Origin of the sequence: Halomonas rhizosphaerae, assembly GCF_030010555.1 — a bacterium.
Lineage (GTDB): Bacteria > Pseudomonadota > Gammaproteobacteria > Pseudomonadales > Halomonadaceae > Halomonas > Halomonas rhizosphaerae.
The window spans coordinates 174,554-189,174 of record NZ_JASCQP010000005.1 but is presented as its reverse complement, the minus strand read 5'-3'; the positions used below and the strand labels follow the sequence as shown (position 1 = coordinate 189,174).

At 70.6% G+C, this 14,621-nt stretch carries 14 protein-coding genes; 11 read left to right on the top strand and 3 right to left on the bottom strand.

The window, feature by feature from the left end:
- Positions 1 to 39 precede the first annotated feature (39 nt).
- The 10 genes from QLQ83_RS01430 to QLQ83_RS01385 all read left to right on the top strand — a co-directional run bounded on the left by QLQ83_RS01430 (position 40) and on the right by QLQ83_RS01385 (position 7,243).
- The gene (locus QLQ83_RS01430; protein ID WP_282733791.1) at positions 40 to 1,035 is read left to right on the top strand and encodes a KpsF/GutQ family sugar-phosphate isomerase; all 996 of its coding nucleotides are present in this window, start codon (positions 40 to 42) and stop codon (positions 1,033 to 1,035) included.
- A 43-nt stretch (positions 1,036 to 1,078) separates the two neighbouring features.
- On the top strand, positions 1,079 to 1,636 hold the full coding sequence (locus tag QLQ83_RS01425; RefSeq protein ID WP_282733790.1) for a KdsC family phosphatase: 558 nt from the start codon (positions 1,079 to 1,081) through the stop codon (positions 1,634 to 1,636).
- Between the two features lie 3 nt (positions 1,637 to 1,639).
- A complete protein-coding gene (gene lptC, locus QLQ83_RS01420) occupies positions 1,640 to 2,224 on the top strand; it encodes an LPS export ABC transporter periplasmic protein LptC (protein ID WP_282733789.1) in 585 nt (194 codons plus the stop codon).
- A complete protein-coding gene (gene lptA / locus QLQ83_RS01415; protein ID WP_282733788.1) occupies positions 2,221 to 2,751 on the top strand; it encodes a lipopolysaccharide transport periplasmic protein LptA in 531 nt (176 codons plus the stop codon). The genes lptC and lptA overlap by 4 nt, the downstream gene beginning before the upstream one ends.
- Positions 2,751 to 3,476, top strand: a complete 726-nt coding sequence (gene lptB / locus QLQ83_RS01410) for an LPS export ABC transporter ATP-binding protein (RefSeq protein ID WP_282733787.1) — start codon at positions 2,751 to 2,753, stop codon at positions 3,474 to 3,476. The genes lptA and lptB overlap by 1 nt, the downstream gene beginning before the upstream one ends.
- A gap of 142 nt (positions 3,477 to 3,618) precedes the next feature.
- Positions 3,619 to 5,040, top strand: coding sequence for an RNA polymerase factor sigma-54 (locus tag QLQ83_RS01405; protein WP_282733786.1), 1,422 nt, complete (start codon positions 3,619 to 3,621; stop codon positions 5,038 to 5,040).
- Between the two features lie 171 nt (positions 5,041 to 5,211).
- Positions 5,212 to 5,520 carry a ribosome hibernation-promoting factor, HPF/YfiA family gene (gene hpf / locus QLQ83_RS01400; protein ID WP_250061520.1) on the top strand — a complete coding sequence of 103 codons (309 nt, stop codon included), beginning with the start codon at positions 5,212 to 5,214 and terminating at the stop codon, positions 5,518 to 5,520.
- Positions 5,521 to 5,527: 7 nt separating this feature from the next.
- A complete protein-coding gene (gene ptsN, locus QLQ83_RS01395) occupies positions 5,528 to 6,001 on the top strand; it encodes a PTS IIA-like nitrogen regulatory protein PtsN (RefSeq protein WP_282733785.1) in 474 nt (157 codons plus the stop codon).
- 48 nt (positions 6,002 to 6,049) lie between these two features.
- Positions 6,050 to 6,970 carry an RNase adapter RapZ gene (gene rapZ / locus QLQ83_RS01390; RefSeq protein ID WP_282733784.1) on the top strand — a complete coding sequence of 307 codons (921 nt, stop codon included), beginning with the start codon at positions 6,050 to 6,052 and terminating at the stop codon, positions 6,968 to 6,970.
- A gap of 3 nt (positions 6,971 to 6,973) precedes the next feature.
- Positions 6,974 to 7,243, top strand: coding sequence for an HPr family phosphocarrier protein (locus QLQ83_RS01385; RefSeq protein ID WP_282733783.1), 270 nt, complete (start codon positions 6,974 to 6,976; stop codon positions 7,241 to 7,243).
- Positions 7,244 to 7,248: 5 nt separating this feature from the next.
- Here the strand turns inward: QLQ83_RS01385 and pmbA are convergent, their stop codons facing one another.
- Positions 7,249 to 8,589 carry a metalloprotease PmbA gene (gene pmbA, locus QLQ83_RS01380; RefSeq protein WP_282733782.1) on the bottom strand — a complete coding sequence of 447 codons (1,341 nt, stop codon included), beginning with the start codon at positions 8,587 to 8,589 and terminating at the stop codon, positions 7,249 to 7,251.
- Positions 8,590 to 8,709: 120 nt separating this feature from the next.
- On the opposite strand from pmbA, the gene yjgA reads away from it, so the two are divergent.
- Positions 8,710 to 9,216: a ribosome biogenesis factor YjgA gene (gene yjgA / locus QLQ83_RS01375; RefSeq protein ID WP_282733781.1), complete on the top strand. Its 507-nt coding sequence runs from the start codon at positions 8,710 to 8,712 to the stop codon at positions 9,214 to 9,216.
- Positions 9,217 to 9,315: 99 nt separating this feature from the next.
- On the opposite strand, the gene tldD is transcribed toward yjgA, so the two are convergent.
- Positions 9,316 to 10,770, bottom strand: coding sequence for a metalloprotease TldD (gene tldD / locus QLQ83_RS01370; RefSeq protein ID WP_282733780.1), 1,455 nt, complete (start codon positions 10,768 to 10,770; stop codon positions 9,316 to 9,318).
- The gene (locus tag QLQ83_RS01365) at positions 10,767 to 14,621 is read right to left on the bottom strand and encodes a YhdP family phospholipid transporter (RefSeq protein WP_282733779.1); all 3,855 of its coding nucleotides are present in this window, start codon (positions 14,619 to 14,621) and stop codon (positions 10,767 to 10,769) included. The genes tldD and QLQ83_RS01365 overlap by 4 nt, the downstream gene beginning before the upstream one ends.

Sequence of the window (14,621 nt, the reverse complement as noted above, 5' to 3'; positions counted from 1 at the left end):
CCCTTGAGTGAAACCCCACAACGGGCAACAATCACCGCCATGACCAATGATGCTCCCTCAGCCGCCGGCACATCCCTCCTGCGCGAGAGTGCCCGCCGCACCCTGGAACTGGAACAGCAGGCCATCGCCGCCCTGGCAGGACGCCTCGACGACGCCTTCGACCACGCCTGCGAGCTGATCCTCGCCTGTCGCGGACGCGTGGTGGTCACCGGCATGGGCAAGTCGGGCCATGTCGCCGGCAAGATCGCCGCCACCCTGGCCAGCACCGGCACCCCGGCCTTCTTCGTGCATCCCGGCGAGGCCAGCCATGGCGACCTGGGCATGATCACCCCCGGCGATGTGGTGCTGGCCCTCTCCAATTCCGGCGAGACCGCCGAGGTCACCGCCCTGCTGCCCCTGCTCAAGCGCATGGGCACGCCGCTGATCAGCATGACCGGCCGACCGGGCTCGACCCTGGCGCGACACGCCGAGGCCCACCTGGATGCCGGGGTCGAGCGCGAGGCCTGCCCGCTGGACCTGGCCCCGACCTCGTCCACCACCGCCGCCCTGGCGCTCGGCGACGCCCTGGCCGTGGCGCTGCTCGAGTCGCGCGGCTTCACCGCCGAGGAGTTCGCCCTCTCCCATCCCGGCGGCAGCCTCGGCAAGCGCCTGCTGCTGCGGGTCGCCGACCTGATGCACGAGGGGCCCCGGCTGCCCAGCATCGCCCTGGGCAGCCCGCTGCGAGATGCCCTGCTGGAGATCACCCGCCAGGGGCTGGGCTTCACCTGCGTGGTCGACGCCGACGGTCGCCTGGCCGGGGTCTACACCGACGGCGACCTGCGCCGTACCCTCGACCAGCACAGCGACCTCTCCGGCCTGCTCGTCGACGATGTCATGACCCGCCCCGGCAAGCGGGTCGCCCCCGACACCCTGGCCGCCGAGGCGGTGCGCATCATGGAGGACAACCGCATCTCGGCGCTGGCCGTGGTCGATGCCGACGGCCACCCGGTCGGCGCCCTGCACATGCATGACCTGCTCGCCAGCGGCGTCATCTGACGCCCTGTACGCCCACCTCGCCCCCCCGACTGCTGGAGACACCATGAGCCTCGATTCCCCCCTGCTCGACAGCCAACTCGTCGATCGCCTGCGCCGCGTCCGCCTGCTCGCCCTGGACGTGGACGGCGTGCTCACCGACGGTCGCCTCTACTTCCAGGCCGATGGCGTCGAGATCAAGGCCTTCCACACCCACGATGGCCATGGCATCAAGCTGGCGCAACGGGCCGGCATCGTGGTGGCCTTCATCACCGGACGCGATTCGCCGATGGTCAGCCGGCGCGCCGCCGCGCTGGGCGTCAAGCATGTCTTCCAGGGAGCCGAGAAGAAGCTCACCGTGCTGCGCGAGCTCTGTAGCCGCCTGGGCCTGGAGCTCGAGCAGGTCGCCTACTGCGGTGACGACATGCCCGACGTGGCGCCCATCCGGCGCGCCGGGGTCGGCATCAGCGTGCCCGGCGCGCCGGCCTATATCCGCAAGCATGCCGACTGGGTCACCGAGTCCGAGGGCGGCCATGGCGCCGTGCGCGAGATCTGCGACACCCTGCTCCAGGCCCAGGGCCACTGGGATGCGGTGCTCGACACCTACCTGCACGGCACGACCTGAGCCATGCGCCTGCCGCGCCCCGGCTTTCGCACCGGCCTGTTCCTGCTGCTGCTCGCCCTGGGCGGCGGACTGGCACTGCTCGACCTGCGCGATGCCCCGCTCCCCGGCCCCGTGCCGGGGGACGAGGCCGGCGAGCCGGACTACTACCTGGAGGACGCCCGGCTGACCCGTTTCGATGCCCGGGGACACCCCCACCAGCGGCTCGACACGCCGCGCCTGACCCACACCCCGCATGACGACGTCACTCGCCTGGAGCGGCCACGAGGACGCCTGCTGGACGACTCGGGTCGTGTCTGGCTGGCCAGTGGCGACCGCGGCACCCTGGGCGCCGGCGGCAACCCGCTGACCCTCTCCGGCGACGCGCGCCTCCTGGCCCCCGCCGAGCGCTGGCAGCTCGACACCGAGGTGCTCCACTTCGACGCCGACAGCGGCCATGCCTGGAGCGACACCCCGGCCCTGCTGCGCCAGCCACCCCAGCGGATGCGTGGCGAGCGCTTCGACGCCTGGATCCATGACAACCGTGCCCGGCTGACCGACAATGTGCGCGGCCACCATCCACCCGACACCCGCGAGGACCCCGAGTCATGACGCGTCCCCCCTTCGCCCCCCTGCTGACCCTCGGCGTCATCGGCCTGCTGCTGGGCAGTACCCCGGCCCTGGCCCTGGAGGGCGATGCCAGTGCCCCGATCGAGGTGGAGGCCGACCGCCTCGACCTCGACGACCGTGCCGGCACCGCCGTCTACACCGGCGACGTGGACATCCGCCAGGGCAGCATGCAGCTGACCGGCGCCCGGGTGGAGATCCAGCGCAACGACCAGGGCCAGCTCACCCGCGCCACCGCCACCGGCGAACGCGCCTACATCGAGCAACAGCCCGCCCCGGACGAGCCCCTGGTCCGCGGCTGGGGGCGCACCATCATCTACCACGTCGCCGAGCGGCGGATCGAGCTGATCGACCGGGCCGAGCTGCACCAGGGCAGCGACACCTTCGACGGCGGCTACCTGGAATACTTCCTCGACCGTCGGGTGGTCCAGGCCCGCTCGGATGCCGAGGGCGTCGATGACCGCCAGCGCGTGCGCATGACGCTGGAACCCGAGCAGCAGGACGGCCAGTGATGAAGACCCTGAGCGCCCTCCACCTGGCCAAGAGCTACAAGCGCCGCCGGGTGGTGCAAGACATCAGCCTCTCCATCGAGCAGGGCCGGATCGTCGGGCTGCTCGGCCCCAACGGCGCCGGCAAGACCACCTCGTTCTACATGATCGTCGGACTGGTGCGCGCCGACGCCGGGGAAGTCCATATCGACGACCTCGACCTCTCCACGGCGGCCATGCACGAGCGGGCACGGGCCGGCATCGGCTACCTGCCCCAGGAGGCCTCGATCTTCCGCAAGCTGTCGGTCGCCGACAACATCATGGCGATCCTCGAGACCCGCAAGGACCTCGACCGCGCCGGGCGCCGGGCCCGGCTCGAGCAGCTGCTCGAGGACTTCCACGTGACGCATATCCGCGACAACCTCGGGATGAGCCTCTCCGGGGGGGAGCGCCGGAGGGTCGAGATCGCCAGGGCCTTGGCAACGGAACCCGCCTTCATCCTGCTCGACGAGCCCTTCGCCGGGGTCGACCCCATCTCGGTGGGCGAGATCAAGGGCATCATCCGCCAGCTCAAGGCCCGCGACATCGGCGTACTGATCACCGACCACAACGTCAGGGAGACCCTCGACATCTGCGACACCGCCTACATCGTCGGCGATGGGCGCATCATCGCCGAGGGCGATGCCGAGGCGATCCTCGCCAACCAGCGGGTCCGCGAGGTCTACCTGGGCGAGGACTTTCGTCTCTGACCGCAATCAACTGATATGCTTGTCGTTATTCCGCGACGGCATGAAGATTGCGGATGGCACGATTGTTGCAGATTTTGTGCTTGCAAGCCTCCCGACCAGCGGCTAGGGTTGGGGTTTTCGGCGAGTCGAGGGCACTCCTCTCATGGCCATGAAGGCGTCCCTGCAGCTGCGCGTCGGCACCCAGCTGACCATGACCCCCCAACTGCAGCAGGCCATCGCGCTGCTGCAGCTCTCGACCCTGGACCTGCGCCAGGAGATCCAGCAAGCACTGGAGTCCAACCCCATGCTGGAGGTCGAGGATGACTTCGGCGAGCAGGCGGTGAGCGAAGCGCCCGACGAGGAGTGGGCCAGCGAGATCCCCGACGAGCTCAGCACCGACAGCGACTGGTCCGACACCTACCAGGACCTCGGCACCGCGCCCGCCGGCGGCAGTGGCGAGGGCCCGGACTTCGAGCGCCAGGCCTCGGGCCAGAGCCTCCAGGGGCACCTGGCCTGGCAGCTGGCCATGACCGACCTTGACGCACGCCAGCAACGCATCGCCGAGAGCCTGATCGACGGCGTCAACGGCGACGGCTACCTGACCCAGCCCCTGGAGGAGATCCGCGACGGCCTCCGAGCGCAGGGCCTCGAGGGCCTCAAGACCCGCGAGGTCGAGCAGGTGCTGTTGCGCCTGCAGCAGTTCGAGCCCACGGGGGTCTTCGCCCGGGACCTGCGCGAGTGCCTGATGCTGCAGCTGGCCACCCTGCCCGACGACACCCCGCTGTTGCCGCAGGCCCGCCGCCTGGTCCGCCAGTTCCTCGAGGCGCTCGCCGGCGACGACCGCCGCCTGCTCAAGCGACGGCTCGGCCTCGACGACGACGCCCTGGACACGGTGATCGAGCTGGTGCGTTCGCTGGACCCGCGCCCCGGCAGCGGCTTCACCGACAGTGACGGCGCCTATGTCATCCCCGACCTCATCGCCCGCCACACCCGCGATGGCTGGCAGGTGGAACTCAACCCGGAGGCGATGCCGCGGCTGCGCATCCAGCCCGACTATGCCGCCCTGATACGACGGGCGGACAAGAGCGAGGACAACCAGTTCCTCAAGGACCACCTGCAGGAGGCGCGCTGGCTGATGAAGAGCCTGTCCAGCCGCAACGACACCCTGCTGCGGGTGGGCCGCGAGATCATGGTGCGCCAGCTCGACTTCCTGGAGCACGGCGAGGAGGCGATGAAACCGCTGATCCTGGCCGACATCGCCCAGGTCGTGGAGATGCACGAGTCGACCATCTCGCGGGTCACCACCCAGAAGTTCATCCACACGCCGCGCGGGATGTTCGAGCTCAAGTACTTCTTCTCCAGCCAGGTGGGGGGCAGCGGCGAGGGCGACGCCCACTCCAGCACCGCCATCCGGGCACGCATCCGCAAGCTGATCCAGGACGAGCCCCCTCGCAAGCCCCTCTCCGACAGCAAGTTGGTCACCCTGCTCGATGAGGCCGGCATCAGCGTCGCGCGACGCACCGTCGCGAAGTACCGCGAAGCGATGGGCATCCCCTCCTCCAGCGAACGCAAGCGGCTGCGTTGAAGGCCTCTCGCTGGCGCTCCCGCGGCCCCCGGACTTCTTCCTCCCACACGGACGCAAGCGGTTGAAATGACGCCGGTCATGCGCCTCTCGAATCCCCTCGTCCGAGGGGGTATGCAGGACAGCAAAAAGGGTTACAATCGACCCATAACCCGACAGAGCAAGGAGCGTGTCATGCAAGTCAACATCACCGGCCATCATGTGGAACTGACCGACGCCCTGCGTGACTATGTGCAAGAAAAGCTCGCCCGCGTGGAGCGCCACTACGACAACATCACCAACGTGCAGGTCACCCTCTCCGTGGAGAAGGAGCGCCAGCAGGCGGCCTGCACCCTGCATGCTGCCGGTGCCGATCTCCATGCCGAGGCCATGGAGAACGACATGTATGCCGCCATAGATGCCCTGGCCGACAAGCTCGACCGCCAGCTGGTCAAGCACAAGGAAAAGGCCCAGGCCCGCGCCCAGGGCGCTGGCGCCCGCTGATTTCGTCATGACACTGGACGCCATCCTGCCCCCCGAGCGCACCCTCTTCGATGTGCCGGGGGGGAGCAAGAAACGGGTGCTGGAGTTCTTCAGCACCTTCATCGCCCAGAACACCCCGAGTCTCGACAGTCAGGAGGTCTTCAGCCGTCTGATCGGGCGCGAGCGACTGGGCAGTACCGGTATCGGCAACGGGGTCGCCATTCCCCATGCCCGCAACCCTCACTGCAAGGCCCCCATCGCCGGTTTCCTCAAGCTGGCGGAGCCGGTGGACTTCGACGCCATCGACGGCGAGCCGGTCGACCTGGTGTTCGTGCTGCTGGTGCCGGAGGAAGCCGACGAGGCTCATCTGGCCCTGCTCGGCCAGGTCGCCGGGGTGATGAACGATGCCGATACCCGTGCCCGGCTGCGTCACAGCACCAGCCAGCGCGAACTCCATGAGCGCCTCACGGAGGCGATCCGACGACAGGCCCCGGCCGGCTGATCCTTCCCCCTCGGGCCTGCCCGGCCATCCCACGACCAGGAGACCCGCATGCAGCTTGTGATCATCAGTGGCCGGTCAGGCTCCGGCAAGTCGATCGCGCTGCAGGCGCTGGAAGACCTGGGCTACTACGCCATCGACAACCTGCCGGCCATGCTGCTCGGTGCGCTCGTCGATGAACTGCAGGATGACCGCTCGCTGCGCTCCTCGATCGCCGTCAGCATCGATGCCCGCAACCTGCCCGCCGCCCTCGAGCGCTTTCCCGAGCTGCTCGAGGAACTGCGTGGCCGCCGGGTCGACTGCCAGGTGGTCTACCTGACCACCGACGCGCGCATTCTCCTCGAGCGCTACTCCCATACCCGCCGCCGACACCCCCTGACCCGCGGCAGCGACATGACCCTCGCCGAGGCGATCGATACCGAGGAGCAGTCTCTCTCCGAGATCCGCGACCTCGCCGACCTGGTGATCGACACCACGCGGCTCTCGGTGCACGAGCTCCGGGGGCGCATCACCGATCAGGTCGCCGGCCACCGGGCCGAGCGGATGACCCTGACCGTGGAATCCTTCGGCTTCAAGCGCGGGGTGCCACTGGACGCGGACATCGTCTTCGATGCCCGCTGCCTGCCCAACCCCTACTGGGATCCGGCGCTGCGCGATGCCACGGGACGCGATCCCAGCATCATCGCCTTCCTCGACGGCTACCCGATCGTTGCCGAGATGCTCGACGACATCCTCGCCTGGGTGGAGCGCTGGCTGCCACACTACCAGGCCAGTCAGCGCAGCTACCTCACCGTGGCCATCGGCTGCACCGGCGGCCAGCACCGCTCGGTCTACCTGGCCGAACGCCTGGCCGACCGGCTGGCGAACCGGCACGACGGGGTGCGGCTACGCCATCGTGAACTGGGGGTGCAGATCACCCTCCCCGCCGGCCAGGAGATGGCCGAGGACAACCCCGCCCAGGAAGGAACCTGACGCGTGCCGAGTCGCAAGCTGACCCTGACCAATCGGCGCGGCCTGCATGCCCGCGCCGCTACCAAGCTGGTGCAGTGCTGCCAGCCCTTCGACGCCCGGGTCACCGTGTGCCGCGGTGACCAGCAGGCCGACGCCGGCAACATCATGTCGCTGCTGATCCTGGCCGCCCCCTGCGGCACCGAGCTCGAGGTCTGCACCGAAGGGGAGGACGCCGAGGCGGCCCTCGAGGCGATCACCCGGCTCTTCGAGGCCCGCTTCGACGAGGACGGCTGAGGCCGTCAGCCCCCCGCCACCATCAACTCGTCGACCAGCCAGCTGCCGGTATGGATGCTGCCACGGGTATCGGTATCATCCCCGACGCCGACGAGGCCCTGGAACATCGTTTCCAGGTTACCGGCGATGGTGAACTCCTCCACCGGATGCCGGATCTCGCCGTCCTCGACCCAGAAGCCGGCGGCGCCACGGGAGTAGTCGCCGGTCACGCCGTTGACCCCCTGCCCCATCAGCTCGGTGACCAGCACGCCGCGGCCCATGCGGGCGAGCAGTGCCTCGCGGCTCTCCAGCGGCGCGGTGATGCGCAGGTTGCGCGCGCCCCCGGCATTGCCGGTGGTCTCGAGGCCCAGCCGCCGGGCACTGTAGGCCGAGAGCATGTAGCTGGCCAGGCGACCGTCGCGAACGAAGACATTGTCGCGGGTCTGCACCCCGTCGCCGTCGAACGGCGAGCTCGCCATGGCGCCGACTTCCATGGGCCGCTCGCCGAGGCTGAACCACTCCGGGAAGAGAGGGGTGTTCAGTCGGTCGCACAGAAAGGAGGCCTCTCGATAGAGGGCGCCCCCGGCAATTGCCCCCATCAGGTGGCCGACCAGGCCAGCGGCGAGGGTCGGATCGAAGAGCACCGGCATCCGCCCGGTGGCCGGTCGCCGGGCACCGAGTCGCCGCAAGGTGCGGCGCGCGGCACTCTCGCCCACCGCCTCGGCAGCGGCCAGGTCACCGGGTGCACGGGCGCTGGTGTAGTCGTAGTCCCGCTGCATGCCGTTCTCGTCCTCGGCAATCAGCATGCAGGAGAGCGAGTGGCGGCTGCCGCATTGGCTACCCAGGAAACCATGGCTGTTGGCGTAGACGTGCACTCCCTCGCCGCTGGAGAGGCTGGCCCCGTCGGAGCTCTTGATGCCCGCCATGACCCGACCGGCCGACTCGCAGCGCAGCGCCAGATCGGTGGCCTCATCGATGGAGAGCGGCCAGGGATGGTGGACGTCGAGGTCGGGCAGCTCGGTGGCCATCAGTCGCGCGTCGGCCAGGCCCGAGGCCGGATCCTCGCCGGTGTGACGGGCGATCGCCAGGGCCTTCTCGACCACGGCACGCACCGAGGCCTCGCCGGCGTCGCTGGAGGAGGCGCTGCCCTTGCGCTGCCCCACATAGACGGTCACGGCGATCCCCTGGTCCCGGGACAGCTCGACCGTCTCCACCTCGCCCTCGCGGACACTGACGCCGACGCCCTGGTCGACGCTGGCCCCCACCTCGCAGGCATCGGCCCCCAGCCCACGGGCCAGGTCCAGGGCCATCCGGGCGCGACTCTCCAGCAGGGTCTGCTGCGCGGCGGCATCGAAAGCCTGTGTCATGAACGTCTCTCCTCACTCGGCCGGCCATCGGGCCGGCCCTGTCGATGGTGCATTGTCCAGCCCCGTGCCGCGGGCTGATATACTGGTGCGCAATTCGATCCCGACTGACGTGGAACCAGCATGACCCAGGATGACCTCTCCCCGGCCGACGAGCGGCCCAGCAAGTCCCAGCTCAAGCGCGAGATGCAGGCCCTGCAGCAGCTCGGCGAACAGATCATCGCCATGAGCGATGCCCAGCGCGCCCGCTTCCCGCTCTCCGACGACCTGCTGCGAGCCATCGAGGAGACGGGGCGCATCAAGGCCCGCGAGGCCCGCCGGCGCCACATGCAGTACGTCGGCAAGCTGATGCGCGGCGAGGACCTCGACGGCATCCAGGCGGTGTTCGACGAGATCGAGAACGAGACGCTGCGTCGTGACCATGCCTTCCACCGCCTGGAGGCGTGGCGCGACCGGCTGGTCGCCGAAGGCGACGAGGCCGTGGAGGCCTTCGTCAGCGAGTTTCCCGCGGTCGACCGCCAGGCCCTGCGCCAGCTGATCCGCAATGCCCGCCGCGAGCGGGACCAGGGGAAACCGCCAACCAACGCCCGCCGGCTGTTCCGGCTGATCCGCGACACCGCGGGCCTCTAGAGCCGGAAGCCGGAAGAGCGCTGCTTGCGGCTGGAAGCCGGCAGATACCGAGCCTTGACGGCTCTGGAACCTTCCAGCTTCCGGCTTCAAGCTTCCCGCTTATGACTGGGTGCCGCCCACGGTCAGCTCGTCGAGCTTCAGCGTGGGCTGGCCCACGCCCACCGGCACGCCCTGCCCCTCCTTGCCGCAGACGCCGATACCGGTGTCGAGTTCCATGTCGTGGCCGATCATCGAGACTCGGCCCATGGCCTCGGGGCCGTTGCCGATCAGGGTCGCCCCCTTCACCGGCGCGGTGATCCTGCCGTCCTCGATCAGGTAGGCTTCGCTGGCCGAGAAGACAAACTTGCCGGAGGTGATGTCCACCTGGCCGCCGCCGAAGCTCACCGCATAGAGGCCCCGCGACACGCTCTTCAGGATATCCGCGGGGGCGTCGCTGCCGGCGCGCATGTAGGTGTTGGTCATGCGCGGCATCGGCAGGTGGGCGAAGGACTCGCGCCGTGCGTTGCCGGTCGGCGCCATGCCCATCAGCCGGGCATTGAGCTTGTCCTGCATGTAGCCGGTCAGGATGCCGTCCTCGATCAGGGTGGTGCTCTGGCCCGGGGTCCCTTCGTCGTCGACGGAGAGCGAGCCGCGCCGGTCGACCAGGGTGGCATCGTCGACCACGGTGACGCCGCGCGAGGCGACCTGCTGGCCGATTCGCCCGGCGAAGGCCGAGCTGCCCTTGCGATTGAAGTCACCCTCCAACCCATGGCCCACCGCCTCGTGGAGCAGGATGCCCGGCCAGCCCGGGGCCAGTACCACCGGCATCTGGCCGGCCGGCGCCTCGACGGCCTCCAGGTTGACCAGTGCCTGCCTCACCGCTTCCCTGGCATAGCGCTCGGCGACGTTCTCGTCGCGCAGCCGCACCATCGCGAAGCGGCCGCCACCGCCGGCGCTGCCCCGCTCGCGGCGCCCGTTGCGCACCGCGATCACGCTGACGTTGAAGCGCACCAGCGGGCGGATGTCCGCCGCCAGGGTGCCGTCGCTGGCACGCACCAGCACGACCTCGTGGACCCCCGTGAGCGAGGCGCTCACCTGGGATACCGAGGGGTCCGCCGCCCGGGCCACCCGGTCGGCGAGCTTGAGCATGGCGATCTTATCCTCGGCAGAGAGGCCGGTGAGCGGGTCGACGCCAGCATAGCGGGCCTGGCTGGCCATGGCCACGCCCGGCGCCACCGCCAGCCGCTCGCCGCGGCGCACGATGCCGGCGGCGGTGCGTCCGGTCTCGGCCAGGGCATCGGCGGTGATCTGGTTGGAGTAGGCAAAGCCGGTCTTCTCGCCGGCCAGGGCGCGCACCCCGACGCCACCGTCGATGTTGTAGCTGGCTTCCTTGACCTCGCCGTCCTCGAGCACCCAGCCCTCGTGCCAGCTGCGCTGGAAATAGAGGTCGGCATAGTCGATGCCCGGGCCCATGGCGTGGCCGAGCCCGTCATCCAGGGCCGCGAGGTCGAGGCCGCCGGGCGTCAGCAGGACAGCGCTGGCCTCGTCGAGCATGGCGTGAGTCTGTGATGTCATTCGGCACTTTCCAGAGAGATCCGCGGTGAGGTCCAGGGGCCCTGCACGCGGTAGTGGATTCGGGTCACGCGGTCGATGGCTTCTCCGAACAGCTTGTCGGCGAGGAACAGGGCACCGCCGACCACCGGGGCGCCGGCCAGTACCGCCGCCAGCGGGAGATTGCTGCTCACCGGCACTGTGACGGCCAGGCGCTGGTCGAGTTCCCGACGCGCCAGGTCGACGCTGCCGTCCAGGGTGAAGCGGGTCGCCGGCCCCTCGATCTCCACCGGACCGCGGGTTTCCAGCACTCCACCATACAGGGTAGCGGCACCGGTGACACGATCGAAGGCGGTTCCCTGGCCGGTGACATCGGAGAAGTCGAGCCTCAGCCGGCGCAGCAGGTTGTCGACGTTGAGCAGGCCGACGACCCGCGCGGAGGGCGACTCGATGTTGACGAAACGCCCATCGCGAAGCGCCATCTCGAGACTGCCGCGGGAGCGTGCCAGGGCAAACTGCCAGGGGGCCCCCGGCCAGGCCAGTTGGCTCGTCACCCGGGTCTCGGCGCTGCGCACGGCGACCGGCTGGCCCAGCACCGCCAGGGCAGTGCCGAGGTCCCGGCCGTCCAGGTCGAGCCGCGCCCGGGTCAGGCTGTCCCCGGCCCCGCTCGCCTCCCACACCAGGTTGCCATGGGCGCTGATCTCCCCCAGCGTCAGGCCCAGGGGATCGACCACCAGCCGGTCGGCCGCCGACCGCCAGCGTCCGTTGAAGGGGCCGAGGCGCTGACCCTGCCAGGCGATCTCGGCGACCCGCAGCCGCCCGTCGGGCACGGCCTCCAGGCCCTCCGGCAGGGGGGTCGCCTCGGGCGGCACATCGAGTTCGTCCAGCAGCTGGCCACTGCCGCTGTCCGGCGGCACCAGGGCGTCCAGCGACAAGCGCTCCAGCACGATATCCAGGGGGGCTTCGAGGGCGGGTCGATACGACAAGTGGCCGGTGGCCAGGCTACCGGCAAGGTCCAGCTCCCAGCCCCCGCTGCGCGCACCGCCCTCCACGACCAGCGACCCCAGGCAGCGTGACTGCACTTGCAGGCAATCGGTCTCGAAGACCAGCGACGAGAGGACTGCCGGGGCGGCATTATCTCCCTGACCGCGGCCGCCCCGGGCGACCAGCGGCGACAGGGCCCGGGCCCAGTCGGCCACCGGCAGGCGCGGCTGGTAGGCCTCGACGCGCCAGCCGGGCCCCCGGGGCCAGGCGTCCGGCTGCCGCCCCAGCCATGCCTGCCCTTGCCCGGAGGCGCCATCGTCGAGCTCGCGCCAGCGCAGGCCCAGCCGGTCGCCCAGGCGGCCATCCAGGCGCCCCCCGGTCAGGTCGAAGGTCAGCCGCAGGGGCAGGCGTGCCTCGCGGCGCTTGCCCAGCGGGTCCGGCAGGGCGATGGCCAGCCCCTCCAGGCCACTGTCGAGGCGCAGCGAGGCGCCCTCGTCGCCGATCGCCAGGCGGCCCTGCCAGGGCAGCTGACCCTCGATCAGGCCGCCGAGGCCCGACATGCCGCTCCACTCGGCGATGGCCTGGGCCTCGGCCGTGCCGGCCAGGTCGAGCCCGCCGGCCAGGGTGTCGATATCGCTGCTCACGGGCCCGCCCAGCAGCCGCCCGGCCAGGCGCCCCTCCAGGCCGCCCTCCTCGCCGCGCTGATGCCAGGCGAGGGGCCCCTGGAGGTCACGGAACGTCAGCTCCAGGGGGTCATGGACCAGCCTGGCAAAGTCCGCCTCGGTGGCGATGTCCAGTTCCAGGGAGCCGGGCTCGCCCAGGGTCAGGGCCAGGTCCAGGGTACCGGACGCCCGGCCCTCGCCTTGCCAGTCCTCCACCGCCGCCATGCCCTCGACGGGCAGCGCCAGCAGGTAGCGTCGCAGCGCCTCGGCGGAGGCCTCGAGCCCGCCGCTCACCTCGAGCCGCTCGTCCGCCAGGCGGACCTCGCCGCCGCGCGCCTCGACCCCCAGGCTCTCGGCGCGGTCCACTTCCGCTGTCAGGGTCCCGTCGGCCATCCGCAGCCGACCGCCGACCCCCTCGATGGCCGGCCAGCCGGGCGCGAAGGAGAGGCGCCCCTCCTCCACCTCCAGGGCCAGTTGCAGGACCGGCTCGACCTTCACGCCCTCACGACTCAGGGGCACATGGAGGCGCAGCGAGCCTTCGGGCACCCGGCCGGCGACCCCGTCGACCAGCCAGTCGGTGAGCTCCGGCCCCAGCACGCCCACCGGCAGCCAATCGACCAGGGGGGTCTCGATGGCGTCCACGTCGTGCAGGTCGAGCTGGAGACCGAAGCCGCCGCGCTGGCCACCCCCCACCGAGAGCCCGAAGCCTCCCTCTACCCGGGCCCCGTTCCAGTCGACCTCGAGCTCGCGCCCGCTGACGAAGCTGCGCGGGCCATCGTAGGCCCAGTCGATCACGCCGCTGGCGCGGGAGAGTGCCAGCGGTGGGCCGAACACTCGCGGAAAGTGCAGCTGGCTGTCGCGCCCGGCGAACTCGACGTGGCCCCTGAGGTCCCGCGAGGTCACCCAGACATCCAGGGGGCCGCCCCCGGGAGCTTGCTGCCAGGGGGACACCGCCACCTCGCTGGCAGACGCCCGAGCGACCCAATCGCCGCCCTCCCGGCCCAGTCCCAGGCCGCTGACCCGTCCGCGCGGGTCCAGGCTGTCGATCACCCGTGCCAGGGCCTCGGGCAGCGGCAGCCGATCGCGCCAGGCGGCCAGGGCGCCGAGGTCGAACTCGCTGGTGTTGAGCCACCAGCCATCGTCACGGCTGCGGGCATGCCAGTAGCGAGGCACGGCCGGCCCCGTGGCCGCTGCGTCACCATTTCCCTCGGGACGGGCCCAGTCGGCACTGCGCGCATCGCCCTCGAGCCAGGCCTGCCAGCCCGACGCCTCGCGCAGCCACTGGCCCCGGGCCGACACCCGATTGAGCACGATGGCAGGGGATGACGCCTCGTCGTCGGTAGACTCGGGCTGGGCCAGCGCCAGCAGGGGGGCATCGACGTCGAGGCGCAGGTCGGCCAGGCGGCCGGCATGCCAGCGGCCCCAGAGACGCGCCTCGCCGCTAGCGGCCTCCAGGCGCAGGGCATCGCCATAACCCAGCACCTCGGACAGCCCCAGCAGGCTGTCGAGCCGCATCTCGGCCTGCAGGGCCGCGCTGAAGTCGCGCAGCCCGGACGGCCCGGGGACCAGTTCCATCACCGCCCGGATGGCCTGCTCCCGCTGCCCCTCCACCAGCACCTCGCCCTCCAGGTGGGTACGGCGCGCATCCCCCGTCATCACCAATCGGGGCGCCTTGAGCACGGCACGCTCCTTGCGCCCATGCAGCACCAGGCTGACCTCCTCGACCCAGGCGCTCTGGCGCAGCAGCATGCCGACCCAGAAGTCGAGGCGCTCGAGGTCGAAGGTGGTCTCGGGGACCAGTTCGGGGGGAAGCTCCGCGGGGGCCGGCCAGTGCCAGCGTCCGGCCTGGTCCTGGTAGAGGTGCACGGTCACGCCCTGCACCCGGGCATCGGCCACCAGGGGCACGCCGGCGGCCAGGCTGCCGAGGCTGTCCAGGTGCAGCTGTGCCTGCTCCACCTCGAGCAGCGGGACATGTCCCAGCCCTTCCCGGGAGCGGATCTGCAGGCCGTCGATCGCCAGGTGCGGGTCATAGCGCTGCAGGCCGGCCGTCAGCTCGTCCAGCTCCACCACCGCATTGAAGCGCGCTGAGAGCATGCGCTCCAGTCGCGGGGCCTGCGTCTCGAGCAGCACCGGCAGCAGGCGCAGCACCAGGACCAGCACCGCCAGCAGCGCCAGCAACAGCGCCACCAGGGTCAATAGCCAGCGAGCGACGAGGCGGGTCAGGGACAT

Coding starts and splice junctions, on each gene's coding strand:
- QLQ83_RS01430 (WP_282733791.1), top strand. CDS start 40: ATGACCAATGATGCTCCCTCAGCCGCCGGCACATCCCTCCTGCGCGAG.
- QLQ83_RS01425 (WP_282733790.1), top strand. CDS start 1,079: ATGAGCCTCGATTCCCCCCTGCTCGACAGCCAACTCGTCGATCGCCTG.
- yjgA (WP_282733781.1), top strand. CDS start 8,710: ATGACCCAGGATGACCTCTCCCCGGCCGACGAGCGGCCCAGCAAGTCC.
- QLQ83_RS01405 (WP_282733786.1), top strand. CDS start 3,619: ATGGCCATGAAGGCGTCCCTGCAGCTGCGCGTCGGCACCCAGCTGACC.
- tldD (WP_282733780.1), bottom strand. CDS start 10,770: ATGACATCACAGACTCACGCCATGCTCGACGAGGCCAGCGCTGTCCTG.
- hpf (WP_250061520.1), top strand. CDS start 5,212: ATGCAAGTCAACATCACCGGCCATCATGTGGAACTGACCGACGCCCTG.
- ptsN (WP_282733785.1), top strand. CDS start 5,528: ATGACACTGGACGCCATCCTGCCCCCCGAGCGCACCCTCTTCGATGTG.
- lptA (WP_282733788.1), top strand. CDS start 2,221: ATGACGCGTCCCCCCTTCGCCCCCCTGCTGACCCTCGGCGTCATCGGC.
- lptC (WP_282733789.1), top strand. CDS start 1,640: ATGCGCCTGCCGCGCCCCGGCTTTCGCACCGGCCTGTTCCTGCTGCTG.
- pmbA (WP_282733782.1), bottom strand. CDS start 8,589: ATGACACAGGCTTTCGATGCCGCCGCGCAGCAGACCCTGCTGGAGAGT.
- QLQ83_RS01365 (WP_282733779.1), bottom strand. CDS start 14,621: ATGTCCCTGACCCGCCTCGTCGCTCGCTGGCTATTGACCCTGGTGGCG.
- rapZ (WP_282733784.1), top strand. CDS start 6,050: ATGCAGCTTGTGATCATCAGTGGCCGGTCAGGCTCCGGCAAGTCGATC.
- lptB (WP_282733787.1), top strand. CDS start 2,751: ATGAAGACCCTGAGCGCCCTCCACCTGGCCAAGAGCTACAAGCGCCGC.